The sequence below is a fragment of the Chryseobacterium sp. C-71 genome (genome assembly GCF_020911865.1).
Taxonomy (GTDB): domain Bacteria; phylum Bacteroidota; class Bacteroidia; order Flavobacteriales; family Weeksellaceae; genus Chryseobacterium.
The window spans coordinates 3,875,035-3,890,169 of record NZ_CP087131.1; the positions used below are offsets into that span (position 1 = coordinate 3,875,035).

The 15,135-nt window shown below is 33.0% G+C and carries 12 protein-coding genes; all 12 read left to right on the forward strand.

Going from position 1 to position 15,135, the window contains the following annotated elements; all coding sequences use genetic code 11:
• Position 1: 1 nt before the first annotated feature.
• The gene (locus tag LNP04_RS17965; protein WP_229984248.1) at positions 2-4,561 is read left to right on the forward strand and encodes a TonB-dependent receptor plug domain-containing protein; all 4,560 of its coding nucleotides are present in this window, start codon (positions 2-4) and stop codon (positions 4,559-4,561) included.
• Between the two features lie 152 nt (positions 4,562-4,713).
• Complete coding sequence (locus tag LNP04_RS17970; protein WP_229984249.1) at positions 4,714-5,217, forward strand: GbsR/MarR family transcriptional regulator; 504 nt, start codon at positions 4,714-4,716, stop codon at positions 5,215-5,217.
• Between the two features lie 70 nt (positions 5,218-5,287).
• On the forward strand, positions 5,288-5,632 hold the full coding sequence (locus LNP04_RS17975; RefSeq protein ID WP_229984250.1) for a hypothetical protein: 345 nt from the start codon (positions 5,288-5,290) through the stop codon (positions 5,630-5,632).
• Between the two features lie 7 nt (positions 5,633-5,639).
• Positions 5,640-6,044 (forward strand): hypothetical protein, encoded by a 405-nt coding sequence (locus LNP04_RS17980; RefSeq protein ID WP_229984251.1) that lies wholly within the window; start codon positions 5,640-5,642, stop codon positions 6,042-6,044.
• A 149-nt stretch (positions 6,045-6,193) separates the two neighbouring features.
• Positions 6,194-6,976: a fatty acid desaturase gene (locus tag LNP04_RS17985; RefSeq protein WP_229984252.1), complete on the forward strand. Its 783-nt coding sequence runs from the start codon at positions 6,194-6,196 to the stop codon at positions 6,974-6,976.
• 1 nt (position 6,977) lies between these two features.
• Complete coding sequence (locus tag LNP04_RS17990) at positions 6,978-7,439, forward strand: SRPBCC family protein (RefSeq protein ID WP_229984253.1); 462 nt, start codon at positions 6,978-6,980, stop codon at positions 7,437-7,439.
• A 106-nt stretch (positions 7,440-7,545) separates the two neighbouring features.
• Positions 7,546-8,250, forward strand: coding sequence for a YqjF family protein (locus LNP04_RS17995; RefSeq protein ID WP_229984254.1), 705 nt, complete (start codon positions 7,546-7,548; stop codon positions 8,248-8,250).
• A 170-nt stretch (positions 8,251-8,420) separates the two neighbouring features.
• A complete protein-coding gene (locus tag LNP04_RS18000) occupies positions 8,421-9,860 on the forward strand; it encodes an alpha-L-fucosidase (protein ID WP_229984255.1) in 1,440 nt (479 codons plus the stop codon).
• Between the two features lie 243 nt (positions 9,861-10,103).
• Positions 10,104-12,767 carry a beta-glucosidase gene (locus LNP04_RS18005; protein ID WP_229984256.1) on the forward strand — a complete coding sequence of 888 codons (2,664 nt, stop codon included), beginning with the start codon at positions 10,104-10,106 and terminating at the stop codon, positions 12,765-12,767.
• Positions 12,768-12,855: 88 nt separating this feature from the next.
• Positions 12,856-13,119 (forward strand): hypothetical protein, encoded by a 264-nt coding sequence (locus tag LNP04_RS18010; RefSeq protein WP_229984257.1) that lies wholly within the window; start codon positions 12,856-12,858, stop codon positions 13,117-13,119.
• Positions 13,120-13,381: 262 nt separating this feature from the next.
• Positions 13,382-14,695, forward strand: coding sequence for a sorbosone dehydrogenase family protein (locus LNP04_RS18015; protein WP_229984258.1), 1,314 nt, complete (start codon positions 13,382-13,384; stop codon positions 14,693-14,695).
• A gap of 172 nt (positions 14,696-14,867) precedes the next feature.
• The gene (locus LNP04_RS18020; RefSeq protein ID WP_229984259.1) at positions 14,868-15,077 is read left to right on the forward strand and encodes a hypothetical protein; all 210 of its coding nucleotides are present in this window, start codon (positions 14,868-14,870) and stop codon (positions 15,075-15,077) included.
• Positions 15,078-15,135 lie beyond the last annotated feature (58 nt).

Sequence of the window (15,135 nt, forward strand, 5' to 3'; positions counted from 1 at the left end):
GATGAAATTCAGATTTTTATTCAATATAGCTTTTGTTTTAGTCTTGTTTTCATGTCTGTTTTTCAATGGACAGACTAAATTCAGTGATTTTAAAAAAGAGAAAACTTATGTACAAACTAACCATGTTTTTTATAAACCCGGAGAGGAAATGTTTTTCAAAATATTTATTGTTCAGGCTGAAAATAATCTTCCCGCCAATCAAAGCAGAACGGTGAATGTAGAATTGGTTGATCCGAGCGGAGCTGTTGTGAAAAAAAACAAATATGCAATAAAAAACGGTCATACAGAAGGAGCTTTTAGTTTCTCGGAAAATATGAAAGGCGGGGTCTACAAAATCAGAGCTTTCACAGCCTGGATGCAGAATGAAACCGGAAAAAATGTCTTTGAAAAAGAAATTACGCTCCAAAAGATTGTTTCTCCAAGAATTTTAATGAAACTTGATTTTCCAAAAAAAGGCTATGGAGCAGGAGATGAGGTTTTGGCTGATTTCTCAATGAGAAATTTAAGCAATCTTCCGATTCCTTTTTATGAAGCTTTCTTTACAGTGAGTCATGAAGGTGAAAAAATTACAGAAGGTTCATTGATTACCGATAAAGAAGGGAAATATTTGCTAAAATTTAAACTTCCTGAAGTATTGAAATCTTCGGATGCTTTATTGAACATAAAAGTCAATTACGATGGTTTCACTGAATCTATTTCTAGAAATATTCCAATTGTTCTGAATAATTTAGATTTAAAATTTATGCCTGAAGGCGGAACTTTTATCAACGGAATCGAACAGAATATTGCTTTTAAAGTTTTAGACGAATTTGAAAAGCCTGTAGATGCTGTTTTAGAAATTTATAATCAGAATCATCAGAAATTAACTGTAGTTTCAGCCTATAATTTTGGAATGGGAAGCTTTCTTCTTACACCGAAAAAAGGTGAAACGTATTACGCAAAAGTTCTTAAGCCTGAAAACATCAGTAAAATCTATCAACTTCCCACCGCAAAAGATGATGGAATTGTTTTTAATGCTAAAAAAGAGAATCAGAATGTTAAGTTAATGATCAACTCAATTTCTGAGAGAAATGTTTTAATCATTGGAAATTTCAGAGAAAAAGAAGTGTTTTCTAAATCTTTAAATTTAAAACAGGGATTAAATTTTATAGAGATTTCAGAAAAAGAACTTCCCATTGGAATTACTAGATTTACGGTCATTGAAAATAATATTCCTTTATCCGAAAGAATTGTATTTGCGAATGAACATAAGCAGATGAAGGTGAAAATTACTCCTACAAAGAAAAATTATTTGCCAAGAGAAAAAGTAATTGTCAATGTTGAAAGCACAGACGAAAATAATCAACCAATTCCTGCTAATCTTTCAATGAGTGTAGTCGATGATAAACTCTGGACTTATGCAGATGATAAGCAAAACCATATCCTTTCCTGGCTTTTATTGGATTCTGAACTGGGAGGGAAAATCGAAAGACCACAGTTTTATTTTGATAAAAAAGAAGAAAAAGCAACCAAAAGTTTAAACTTAGTGATGTTGACCAATGGTTACCGATATTTTGAAATGAATCCTGATGTTGAAAAAGCGGGAAATTATAAATATTTACCTGAAAAAATCAACCCGATTTATGGTATTGTAGAAGATGAGAATAAAAAACCGGTAAAAGCAGAAGTATATTTGGTTGAAGGAAATTCTAAGATAAAAAAACAGATTACTTCAGAAAATGGTTTGTTTTATTTCTCAGATTTAGATGGAGTTTATCAACATACAATTATTGCAAAATCTTTAGAAAAAAAACAGAAAGTGAATGTTAGAATGCTTTCTTATAAATTGAATATTAATCCTTTGGTAAAGCAATCTTTAGAAAATGTTAATGTTGAAGAAGTTATAAAAGATGCGGAGATTAAAGAGAAAAAGCCGTCAATTTCTCAAGGTGTTCAAGATATTTTAAAAAAATTACCATCAATTAGAAAATCAGATTCGAGTAGTGCTGAGAAAAGTATTGAAGAAGTAGTCGTTTTAGGTTATAGTAAAACACATGCAAAATCGAAATCTGTTGCGGCAACTGTAACTGTTAGCTCAGAAATATTTGAAAATAGACCAAATGTATCTTTTTTACAATCTTTACAAGGTCAAGTAGCAGGATTATCAATAAGTTCATCTTCCGGTTCACCTGGTTCGAGTAAAATAGATGTTGTTATTAGAGGAGTTTCTTCAATAGCAACTCATGCTGATCCTTTATATGTCATTGATGGTATTATTTCTAATGCTACTCAATTCAGAAATTTAAATCCGGGTGATATCAATTCTGTTTCTGTTTTAAAAGATGCAGCAGCAACTTCGATTTATGGAAACAGAGGTTCGAACGGAGTGATTATTATCAATTCAAAAAATGGGAAGATTTCAAATATTAAATTTGACATTACCCCCGAAACTTATTTTGCTGTCAAAAATATTCCACGTGATAGTCTGACGATTTACGATGAATCTTATCGTTATGATGGCTACAGAAAATTTTCCTATCCAATTTATAAAACAACAAACACTTCATACCGTCATGATTACCGCGAAACTTTATATTGGAATCCAATTATAGAAACCGATAAAAACGGTAAAGCTCAGGTAGAATTTTATCAGTCTGATGCAAATTCTGCATTTAGAATTATGACGGAAGGAATTTCTGCGTCAGGATTGATTGGAAGAGATGAAACTACGTATGCAGCACAAAGCTTAATTTCAATTGATGCAAAGATTCCGCAATATTTAACACGAACTGACCAAATGACGATTCCGGTGGTGATTAAAAATAATTCTTCAGAAACGAAAACGTTAACGATGAATGTCATTGTTCCGAATTATATTAAATTAATGAAAGCAGATAGTTTGATTACGCTAAAACCATTAGAATCCGGAAGACTATTTGTGAAAATGCAGACGGATAAATTAATCAGTTCAAATATCCAGTTTACTGTAAAATCAGATGAATTCAGGGAAACAATGATCTTACCCTTGAAAGTTGAAGAAAAAGGCTTTCCGTATCACTTTTCGATTGTAAATAACAAACCTGAAAATACGAAAATCGACATTCCTGAATATGTAAACGGAAGTTTCGAAGCATCATATTATGTTTACGAAAACTCTGCTTTACAAATGTTTGAAGATATCGAAAGATTAAAACGCGAACCTTACGGTTGTTTCGAGCAGCTTTCTTCTACAGTTTATCCGAACGTTTTTATTTTGAATTATTTAAAAGCGACCAACAAAATTAATTCAGGAACTGAGTTTACTGTTGTAAAAAACATGAAAAAAGGATTTGAAAAAATGCTTTCTTATAAAAACAAAGACGGTGGATTCTCCTATTTCAACGGAAATGAGTCTGACGTTGCTTTGTCTGCATTCGCTTTACTGCAATTCAGAGATTTGAAGAAATATGTAAATGTTGATGCGAAATTGGTTCAGAATCTTTCTTCATTTATATTGTCAAAGAAAAATTCTAACGGACTTTTTGAAGTGAGAAGAAATTATGAATCTCAATCGGCTTATTCTGAATATTCCTGGTCGAGAAACATGTATGTTTTGTATGCTTTGTCGAAGCTAGGCTTTAAAAATGAAATTCAGGACACTTACGAAACCAGCTTAAAAAGAGCTTTGGCAACGAAAGATTCTTATCAGTTGGCTTTAATGGCGAATGCGTCTTCTAATCTTGGGAAAAGTAATGACTACGATAATCTAATTTCAATTTTAAATGAGCAATACAGGAATAAAGAGGTAAAGGCAAAGACAACATTTACGGGTTCAGGCGGAATTTCAGCCAATGCAGAAACGCTTTCCTTGTACATGATGGCGTTACAAAAAAATGAAAAAAATAATCAGTTGGAAATTGTAAAAGTTGCAGATGAATTGATTAATTACAACGGATATTACGGATTTGGTTCGACACAAGCTACGACTGTGGCTTTAGAGGCATTATCAGATTTTTTCGCAAAAAACGAACAGTTATTTGGAATAGATAAACCCGAAATTAAAATCAATACCGCAAAAGTATCTCCAAACATCATGTTCTCTTCAGCTTTTAAGAAAGGTGAAAATGAATTAAGTGTGGAATACTTATGCGATAGAGGTTTACCCTACAAATTAGATTATCAATATTATACTTTAGAAGCTCCGAAAAGTGAAAATATTCCAGTGACTTTAGAAACAAAACTGAAATCTGAGGTTTCAAAAGTAGGAGAGACCAACAGAATGACAGTGACGGTAAAAAATAAAATCAATGGAGATTTACCGATGACTACTGCAAAAATCGGTATTCCTGCAGGATTGACTTTGCAAAATGCTTTATTGAAAGATATGGTTGAGAAAAAACAGGTTTCTTATTACGAAATCTTCGATAATTATCTGGTTTTATACTGGGAACATTTTGATGCAAATGAAACTAAAACGATTAATTTAGACTTAAAAGTTGAATTTGCAGGAGAATATACCGGAAAAGCAAGCAATGTTTATCTTTATTACATGCCGGAATCTAAGTTTTGGAATGAAGGAATTAAAGCTGTAATAGAACCTTAAATAAAATATAAAATCAGAAAATCTCAGTTCATTTGGACTGAGATTTTTCGATTAAGGGAGAAAAAAGAATAAATTGAAAATAAACTTTCAAAAATTACTGAAAATTCAAAAACTATTATTACATTTGTAATAGAAATCAGAAAAAATAAAAAATGCAACTTTCAGAAGCTAAAGAAAAATACATTCAGACTTGGGGAACTTTTGCTACCAATTGGGGAATCAATCGTACCATGACGCAGGTTCATGCTTTACTTTTGGCAAGTGGAAAAGCACTTTCTACCGATGAGGTGATGGAACAGCTTGAGATTTCAAGAGGAAATGCGAATATGAATCTTCGGGCTTTGATGGATTGGGGAATTGTGAAAAAAGAATTCGTAAAAGGTGAAAGAAAAGAATATTTTTTAGCTGAGAAAGATGTTTGGTATCTATTTAAACAGATTACAAAAGAGCGCAGAAAAAGAGAAATAGAACCTGTAATTTCTTTTTTAGAAGAACTTAAAAATATTGAAGACAAGGATTCTGAAGGAGCTAAAGAATTTATCAAATTAATGGACGATTTCAGTTCCGTAACGGGGAAAATCAATAATATTATGGATCTCGCCATCAAAAGTGATGACCATTGGCTGGTCGGAAAGATCACCAATTTATTGAAATAGAAAGGACTTCATAATCCTTTTTTATTTCAAATTAATTTTCAAAAATTACTGAAAGTATAATATTTATAAGATGTTTAATATTGTTTCATATTTGTTTTTTCTTGCCATCAGTTCGTATATCACGATTGATGTCGGAAGAAGATGTTACAACACAGGAAAAACGTATTTAGAATATCTGCTTAATGACAAAAATCTCTGTTTGACGATTAATAGAATTCTTTTGGGATGTTATTATCTGATTAATCTCGGATACATTGCCATCAGTTTGTCAACTTGGAATAAGGTAAATACAATGGAAGAAGTTTTCGCTGTAACGGCAATCAAAATTGGATATATCACTTTGATTCTTTGCTTTTTACATTTTACAAACATTTTTGCTCTTTACTTTTTAAGAAAAAATTTAACCATAAAATAATACAATTATGACAGCAACTATTTTAACCACAGCAACCTACAACTTCTCAGCGTACATGATTTATTTACCGATTGTTATCATGTTGACGATTTTTGTTTCTCAGTTTTTGTTTAAAAATTCAAAAACATTTATGATCGATATTTTTCATCAGAAACAAGACATTGCAATGGCAACAAATTCACTATTCAAAATTGGATTTTACCTTTTAAATATAGGTTTTGCTCTTTGTATCATTGAGTTTTTTCAAATTGAAACTGTTGAAAGATTGGTCGTTGCTTTAAGCAAAAAGATTGGTGGATTTTCAATTTACTTGGGAGTAATGATGCTTTTGAACTTACTGCTTTTCCTGAAAGGTCGAAAACATGCGATGAATAAAGATAAAATTCAAAATGAAGAGGTAGTTAATTCTTAAATTTAAAATTAATTGTCATGAAAAATTTAATCGTTCATTTATTTCTCATATTTTATTTTGGTGGAAAGTCTAAAAGAATATCTTTTTAAAATCTCAATAGCATGGAATTTTTTTGAAAATTCATTTATTACCTTATCTAAAACTAAAAAATGAATCACCTTGAATTAACAAAAAAAGTAAAATGGAAAGACCTTAAAAAACTTTCCGTCAAAGAAATGTTGATTGAAAATAACATCAGTTTGCCTTGGTTTTTTATTTCCTTGTTTTTGGCTTATAAAGGATATTATTGGGCTGCACTTCCGTTTTCAGGATTCTATTTTTTGACGGCGCTCAGACAGGTTCATAACGGTTTTCACAACTCGTTGGGAACAGGGAAATTTCTCACTTGGTTATCAATGTATCTTAATAGTGTGTCAATGATGGCATCCATTCATGCGGTGAAATTTAATCACATCAGACACCACAAATTTTGTCTTTCAGAAGAAGATTATGAAGGGAAATCTGCTTCAATGAAATGGTACGAAGCGATTTTGTACGGTCCAAAACATATGTTTTTAATTCATTGGATCACATTTAAAAAAGCAAATAAAAATTATAAACGGAATATGATTTTAGAATTAATTTCAATTTCAGTTTTCGTATGTATTGCTTTTTATTTTAATATTAATTTTTTGATATATCACATTTTGATCATGTTTTTTGGAGAATTTTTAATGGCATTTTTTGCAGTCTGGACCGTTCATCACGATACACACGAAAACCCGAATATCGCAAGAACACAACGTGGATTCTGGAAAAATAAATTAACTTTCAGCATGTTTTATCACATGGAGCATCATCTTTTTCCCGCAGTTCCAACAATAAAATTACCCGAACTTGCAGAAAGAATTGATAAAGTTCTGCCGGACTTTAATAAAAAACAAACATTTTAAGATGTCAAAGATTTATTTAACAACGATCATCAAAGCCGATATTAACACAGTTTTCGATTTGTCAAGAGATATCGATTTACACCAAAAATCAACTTTCAAAACTGGCGAAAAAGCAATTGCAGGAAAAACATCAGGATTAATTGAATTGGGAGAAACCGTGACTTGGAGAGCAAAGCATTTGGGATTTTACCAAACTCATACTTCAAAAATTACTGAGATGGAAAAGCCAAATAAATTCACGGATGTTATGTTGAAAGGAAGATTTAAATCGTTTAAACATCAGCATATTTTTAAACAAGAAGGTAAAAACACAATAATGACCGATATTTTAGAATTTGAATCTCCTTTCGGAATTATCGGAAAACTTTTCAACAGATTTTTTCTTAAAAATTACATGAGAAATTTCCTTTTAGAAAGAAATAAATCAATTAAATCAACTGCAGAAAATATTGAAATTTATTAGAAAATGTGATAAAACGCGAGCGAAGCGAGCGTCAAAATAGTTAGTATTCGCAATGTCATGCTGAGCTTGTCGAAGCATCTAGAGTAAACAATCAAAAACAAACACAATGAAATTCCTAAAAGCTGAATGGCAAAAATTAGCCATCATCAACTACGAAATTGATCCTGAAATCTTAATTAAATATCTCCCAAAGGGCACAGAACTCGATTTTTATCAAGAGAAATGTTATGTAAGCTTAGTCGGATTTATGTTTTTAAATACAAAATTATTAGGACTTCCGATTCCTTTTCACCGAAATTTTGAAGAAGTCAATTTGAGATTTTATGTAAAGAAAAAAGAAGGAAACAACTGGAAAAGAGGAGTAGTTTTTATCAAAGAAATCGTTCCGAAGGCTGCTTTGAGTTTTGTAGCCAATTCCATTTACAAAGAAAATTACAAAACAATGCCGATGAAAAATAGCTTCAGGCAAAATGATAAGGAAATATCAGTTAAATATTCATGGAAAGATAAAAACTGGTATTCTATGGAAATTACTGCCGAAAATTTTGCTTTGCCGATGGAAAATGAATCAGAATTTGAGTTTATCACTGAACATTATTGGGGTTTCACCAAAAAAGGAAACAAAACATCAGAATATGACGTCTGTCATCCGCAATGGTATTGGTATGTCGTTAAAAGTCATCATCTGGAAATTGATTTTAGTAAAATTTACGGAAAAGATTTTGAATTTTTAAATGATCAGAAACCAATTTCAGTCATGCTTGCAGAAGGCTCTGAAATTGAGGTGAGGACTAAAAAGTGTTTAGTTTAAAAAGAGCTAAGTAAAAAGTATTGAAGTTAATTTTCCAGAATGAAAATCTTAGATTTTCAAAACTCATATGCTCTAAAATTTTCAAAGCTGTAAACTCAAAAATTCCCAGTAACTAAAAAACTTTTGTGACTTTTGTGGTTAAAGTTTAAATTAGCAAAAACTAAAACTTTATGTTAAGTAAAAAAACGAAAACCTTTTTTTTCTCGTCACTTTTACTCTCATCTACATTTTTTTCACAGGCTCACAATGTTTCGGAAGGCTATCAAAAACCGACTGATCCGCTTGTTGTTCAAAATCTTGAAAACTGGCAGGATTTAAAATTCGGATTGTTTATGCATTGGGGAACCTACAGTCAATGGGGAATTGTCGAAAGTTGGAGCTTATGTCCGGAAGATGAATCATGGACACAACGTAAACCCGAACACGGAAAATCGTATAATGAATATGTAGAAAACTATGAAAATCTGCAGAAAACTTTCAATCCGACTCAATTTAATCCGCAAAAATGGGCAGATGCTGCAAAAAAAGCAGGAATGAAATATGTGGTGTTCACAACAAAACATCATGATGGTTTTGCAATGTTTGATACCCAACAGTCTGATTATAATATAACTTCTTCAAAAACCCCTTTTTCCAAAAACCCGAAAGCGGATGTAACGAAAGAGATTTTCAATACATTTAGAAAAGAAGGCTTCAAAATCGGAGCGTATTTTTCAAAACCCGATTGGCATTCTGATGATTATTGGTGGCCATATTTTCCGCCAAAAGATCGAAATGTAAATTATGATCCCAAAAAATATCCCGAAAGATGGGAAAATTTCAAAAAGTTTACCTTTAATCAACTCAATGAAATCACTTCAAATTACGGTAAAATAGACATTCTTTGGTTAGACGGAGGTTGGGTTCGCCCATTCAACACCATAGATCCAAAAGTGGAATGGCAGAGAACCATCAAGGTCGAACAGGACATTGATATGGATGAAATCGGGACAATGGTTCGCAAAAACCAGCCTGGAATTATCGTTGTAGATCGCACCGTTCCAGGAAAATGGGAAAATTATGTAACACCCGAACAAGCCGTTCCAGAGCACGTACTTTCGATTCCTTGGGAGAGCTGTATCACGATGGGTGACTCGTTCTCTTATGTTCCGAATGACAATTACAAATCGTCTCAGAAAATCATTGAAACGTTAGTTAAAATCGTTTCCAGAGGTGGAAATTACCTGATGAATATCGCTCCTGGACCCAACGGAGATTATGACCCGATTGTTTATGAAACATTAAATGAAATTTCAAGTTGGATGGATAAAAATCAGTCCGCTGTTTTTGCAACGAGAGCGGTGACACCTTATCATGACGGTAATTTTTATTATACACAAAGTAAAGATGGAAAAGTGGTGAATGTTTTTCACTTGGATGAAAAAACAAATTATCAAGCTCCATCAACTTTAAACTTTGCAATTCCTGAAAATTTTAAACCAAAATCGCTGAAAGTTTTAGGAATTTCCTCAAAAATTCAATGGAAAAAATCAGGAAATTCAATTGAAATTAATTTACCCAAAGAAAGAGCTCAATTAAAATATTCAACTGTAATTCAAATTACACAGTAACTATAAACAATCTTTAAAACGACCTAGGAAATCGAAGCGTTAAGAGAATTAAAACTTAATTCGTTAAGAAATTCCCATTGTTTGAAGCGCGACACCAATATTGATTCGAAGAACGAATATTGAATTCGCGCAAGTTTTGGGAATTTTAGGATTAAATTTTAATTTTTAGCTGAGAGTTCCAAGTCTTGAATTTTTGGTTCTTTTGTTTCAAGACAAAAGAACAGTAATTAAATTAAATTATTTATGTGCTTTAAATTTCGTTTTAAAATCATAGCAATTTCATTATTGAGTTCTGTTTTCATTTCTGCTCAAAAACCTTTATACAAAGATCCCAAACAACCTGTCGAAGCCAGAGTTCAGGATTTGCTGAAAAGAATGACACCTGAAGAAAAATTCTGGCAGTGTTTCATGATTCCCGGAGATTTGGATAACGTTCCGAAAGGTCAATATTCTCATGGAATCTTCGGATTGCAGGTGAGCGCAGGAAATCAAGGCGGCGGAGTTGCGGGACAAATATTGAAATATAATGCGAACGAAGATGCCGAAAGATTAGCCAAAAAGATCAATGCTATTCAGAAATATTTTGTGGAAGAATCCCGATTGGGAATCCCGATTATTCCTTTTGATGAGGCCTTGCATGGATTAATGCGGGAAGGTGCAACGGCTTTTCCGCAGGCGATTGGTTTGTCGGCGACCTTCAATCCTGAGCTGATGAAAGAAGTTTCGACAGCGATTGCAAAAGAATCTAAACTGAGAGGAATCCGTCAGATTCTGACGCCGGTTGTGAATTTGGCGAGCGATATTCGATGGGGAAGGACTGAGGAAACGTATGGTGAAGATCCGTTTTTGACTTCGGTGATGGGCGTAAATTTTGTCAGTTCATTTGAAAATCAGGGAATTATAACGACTCCAAAGCATTTTTTAGCGAACGTTGGCGAGGGTGGAAGAGATTCATATCCAATTCATTGGAGTAAAAGATATTTGGAGGAAACGCATTTAGTACCTTTTCAAAAAGCCTTTCAGCAAGGAAAAAGCCGTTCGGTGATGACTTCATATAATTTGTTGGATGGGAGACCTTCAACGGCAAATCATTGGTTATTGACCGAAAAATTGAAAAATGAATGGAATTTCAAAGGTTTCGTCATCAGTGATGCAAGTGCGGTGGGTGGTGCAAATGTTCTCCATTTTACAGCAAAAGATTACGATGACGCTTCTGCACAGGCGATCAATGCAGGTCTTGATGTGATTTTCCAGACAGAATACAATCATTATAAATTATTTATTCCGCCGTTTTTGGATGGAAGAATTTCACAGGAAAGAATTGATGATGCAGTCGCGAGAGTTTTAAGAGCAAAATTTGAATTGGGTTTGTTTGAAAACCCTTACGTTTCCGATGCAGCTATTTCGGAATTAAAGAAATTAAATTACAAACCATTAGCAGAAAAAACAGCCATCGAATCCTTTGTTTTGCTTCAGAATAATAATCAAACGCTTCCGATTTCGGAAAATGTTAAAAAGATTTTAGTGGTTGGAACAGATGCGGTTAATGCAAGATTAGGTGGTTATTCCGGCCCGGGAAACAAGAAAGTGAGTATTTTGGATGGAATTAAAAATTTCACTAAAAATAAGAATCTTGAAGTCAATTATTCAAAAGGAATTGATTGGAATTTGAGGAGTTTCACCACCGTTCCGACCGAATTTTTATCTTCAGAAAATAAAAAAGGTTTACAAGGAAATTATTTTTCCAATTCAGATTTAGAAGGAAATCCTGCGTTTGAAAAACAAGACGAACAGTTGAATTTCAAATGGACTTTATATTCTCCAAATCCTGAAAAATTACAACCCGACAATTACAGCGTTCGCTGGACGGGAAAACTGGAAGCTCCAAATTCTGGAAAATATCAATTGGGATTGCGCGGAAATGATGGTTTCAGATTATATTTAAATGGGAAATTGTTGATCGACAATTGGGAAAAGTTGAGTTATTCCACAAAAACTGTTGACATAGATTTTGTGAAAGGTCAAAAATCTGATATTATTGTTGAGTTTCATGAAAACAGAGGTGAAGCCAACATCGAATTGATCTGGAATTATGGTTTGAATGATTACCAAAAAGATTTTAATGATGCTTTAAAACTAGCTCAAAATGCAGATTACATCATCGTTACAGCCGGAATTCATGAAGGGGAGTTTCAAGATCGTTCTTCGTTGAGTTTGCAGGGAAATCAGGAACAATTTATTCACGAAATTTCAAAATTAAATAAACCGACAACAGTTGTTTTAGTCGGTGGTTCTGCGATAAAAACAACCAATTGGAAAGATAAAGTTGGTGCTATTTTGGATGTTTGGTATCCTGGCGAAGAAGGCGGAAATGCTGTCGCAAAAGTACTTTTCGGAGCAGAAAATCCATCGGGGAAATTGCCCATTACGTTTCCGGTTGATGAAGGGCAGTTGCCTTTGACGTACAATCACCATCCGACGGGAAGAGGTAATGATTACCACGATTTGAGCGGTGAACCTTTGTATCCGTTTGGTTTTGGAATGAGTTATACGACATTTGAAATTTCTGATTTACAATTGAATAAAACGAAATATTCTGAAAATGAAACGCTTATTGCTAAAATTCAAGTTAAAAATACAGGTTCAAAAGCGGGAAGTGAGGTGGTTCAATTATATGTAAAAGATTTGCTTGCTTCAGTTTCAAGACCAATTATTGAGTTAAAAGGTTTTCAGAAAGTATATTTAAAACCGGGAGAGTCAAAACAAATTTCAATTGAAGTTCCTGTGAAAGAGTTACAGTTTTTAGACGAAAAAATGAACTGGATCGTAGAAAAAGGAACATACAGGATTTTTGTAGGAAATTCTTCTAAAAATCTGCCGTTAAAGCAAAATGTGGAAGTTGAATAATATAAACAGTAATGTGGTACGATATATGTAATGTTAAATTTAAATCTGAATGAATTATTTTAAAATCATTCGACAAAAATAAAGCGTTATGAAAAAGTTATTGATATCAACTGTGTTGTTATTTGGATTATCAGTGAGCATGTATGGACAAAAACGTCCGCCAGCTCCGCCGCATCCTTCAAAAACTGAACTCACAAACAGCAAATCCCGAGAATTGCAGAAAAGATATAATTCAGAGAAGAAGATGATTATGAATCATCCGGTTGCGACTAAAAAGATGAAACAACAGCAATTGAAAGCTTTGAATATAAGATATCAGAATGAAAGGAAATTACTGAATACTACAAGGTAAATTACTAAATCTAAGATTTTTACTACTGAGAAAAATCTTAGTTTTATATAAATTGAATAAGAGAATGCATTTTGTGTTCTCTTTTTTTGTTTAAAATTAAACGGTAAACCGCAGTTCTGCTAAAAATAATTTAAAAATGCCTTATCGTTTCACCTTATAAAAGCTGTTATGAAGCTTTAAAGGAATAGTTTTTGTTCGTAAAACGGTAAAAATTAAAAGAAATCATTTTTTAAATAATTTATCAAATCACTCAATAAAATTTATGAAAAAATTTATTCTACCTATTGTATTTGCGCTGGTTGTAAGTTGCAAAGACAAGAAAAGTTCTGAAAATATGCAGAAAGACGTGGTGAAAACAGAAACAGATACTTTACAGTTACCTGCTCCGGACGAAAAAAGTGCTAAAAATAAATTCAGTAATGTTATCGGATGGCCCTCAGGAAAAACCCCGATTGCTCCAGAAGGATTTACCGTGACGAGGTTTGCGGAGAATATTAAAAGTCCACGTAACATGATTCAGGCTTCAAATGGAGATATTTTTGTGGTGCTTTCAAATTCTGAACGTACAACCAAAGAAAAGATAAAAAACGACATCAGCGGAAAAAGCGATGCTGAAGTTGGTGGAAAATCAGCCAACAGAATTATTCTTTACAGAGATGCCAATAAAGACGGAATTGCAGAATCTTCTTCGGTTTTTCTTGATAATTTAAATCAGCCTTATGGAATGTTGATTATTAAAGATCAATTTTATGTAGCAAATACCGATGGACTTTGGGTTTATCCTTATAAAGTAGGCGAAACAAAAATCACAAAACCTGGTAAGAAAATCGTCAATCTTCCTGCGGGAGGTTATAACAATCACTGGACGAGAAATTTAATTTCAAATAAAGACAATTCTAAAATCTATATTTCAGTAGGATCGGGAAGTAATGTCGGTGAAAACGGAATGGAGTATGAAGTACGAAGAGCCAATATTTTGGAAGTAAATCCTGATGGAAGCGGAGAAAAGATATTTGCAGCAGGACTTAGAAATCCTGTGGGAATGAGCTGGAATCCTACAACTGGAGAATTATGGACTGTCGTAAATGAAAGAGATGAATTAGGTGATGAGTTAGTTCCAGATTATTTAACAAGTGTGAAAAGAGATGCATTTTACGGATGGCCTTATGCATATTTCGGAAAGCACGAAGATCCGAGAAGGAAAGGAGAAAAACCTGATTTGGTGGTAAAAACAATTGTTCCTGATGTTCCATTGGGAGCTCACACCGCATCTTTGGGATTAACTTTTTATACCGGCTCACAGTTTCCTGAAAAATATAAAAACGGAGCTTTCATCGGACAGCACGGATCTTGGAACCGGTCTTCATTGGTTGGTTATCAGGTAGCTTTTGTGCCGTTTAAAAATGGTAAAGCTGCGGGAAGTTATGAGCCATTTCTTGCAGGTTTTATTGCAGATAAAGAGAAAGGAGATGTTTACGGAAGGCCTGTAGGTGTTTTGCAAATTGCAGACGGATCTTTACTCGTTGCAGATGATGTCAGTGGAATTGTCTGGAGAGTGGCGCATACTAAAAAGTAAAGTATACAATTAATATCAATTTAAATCCAAAAAAATTATATCAAATTTTGTGGTATGAAATATGTAGGACTCACTTTATAACCAATTGAAATTTTAAAATTTTAATTACTAAAGTTAAACGTCACGAAAAAATTATTGATATAAACAGTTTTATTATTAGGATTATCGTTCAATGCTTACGGACAGAAAGCCTGCGCCACCACATCCGTCAAAACCCCAATTAGCAACCAGCAAAGCAAGTGAGCTGGACAAAAGATACAGAGAAGAAAAAAAAATGATTATGAATCATCCTGTTTCAACAAAAAGAATGAAAAACGAACAGTTAAGGGCTTTAAATCTGAGATACCAGAACGAAAAGAAGCTTTTAAGGGCTTCAAGATAGATATACATAAAGGCTAATTGTTATTTAATTGAAAATAAAAGCAAAAAAACATAAAAAA

Bases quoted from the DNA above. Each gene is read 5' to 3' on its own strand.
- LNP04_RS17965 (WP_229984248.1), top strand. From the start codon at position 2: ATGAAATTCAGATTTTTATTCAATATAGCTTTTGTTTTAGTCTTGTTT.
- LNP04_RS17970 (WP_229984249.1), top strand. From the start codon at position 4,714: ATGCAACTTTCAGAAGCTAAAGAAAAATACATTCAGACTTGGGGAACT.
- LNP04_RS17975 (WP_229984250.1), top strand. From the start codon at position 5,288: ATGTTTAATATTGTTTCATATTTGTTTTTTCTTGCCATCAGTTCGTAT.
- LNP04_RS17980 (WP_229984251.1), top strand. From the start codon at position 5,640: ATGACAGCAACTATTTTAACCACAGCAACCTACAACTTCTCAGCGTAC.
- LNP04_RS17985 (WP_229984252.1), top strand. From the start codon at position 6,194: ATGAATCACCTTGAATTAACAAAAAAAGTAAAATGGAAAGACCTTAAA.
- LNP04_RS17990 (WP_229984253.1), top strand. From the start codon at position 6,978: ATGTCAAAGATTTATTTAACAACGATCATCAAAGCCGATATTAACACA.
- LNP04_RS17995 (WP_229984254.1), top strand. From the start codon at position 7,546: ATGAAATTCCTAAAAGCTGAATGGCAAAAATTAGCCATCATCAACTAC.
- LNP04_RS18000 (WP_229984255.1), top strand. From the start codon at position 8,421: ATGTTAAGTAAAAAAACGAAAACCTTTTTTTTCTCGTCACTTTTACTC.
- LNP04_RS18005 (WP_229984256.1), top strand. From the start codon at position 10,104: ATGTGCTTTAAATTTCGTTTTAAAATCATAGCAATTTCATTATTGAGT.
- LNP04_RS18010 (WP_229984257.1), top strand. From the start codon at position 12,856: ATGAAAAAGTTATTGATATCAACTGTGTTGTTATTTGGATTATCAGTG.
- LNP04_RS18015 (WP_229984258.1), top strand. From the start codon at position 13,382: ATGAAAAAATTTATTCTACCTATTGTATTTGCGCTGGTTGTAAGTTGC.
- LNP04_RS18020 (WP_229984259.1), top strand. From the start codon at position 14,868: ATGCTTACGGACAGAAAGCCTGCGCCACCACATCCGTCAAAACCCCAA.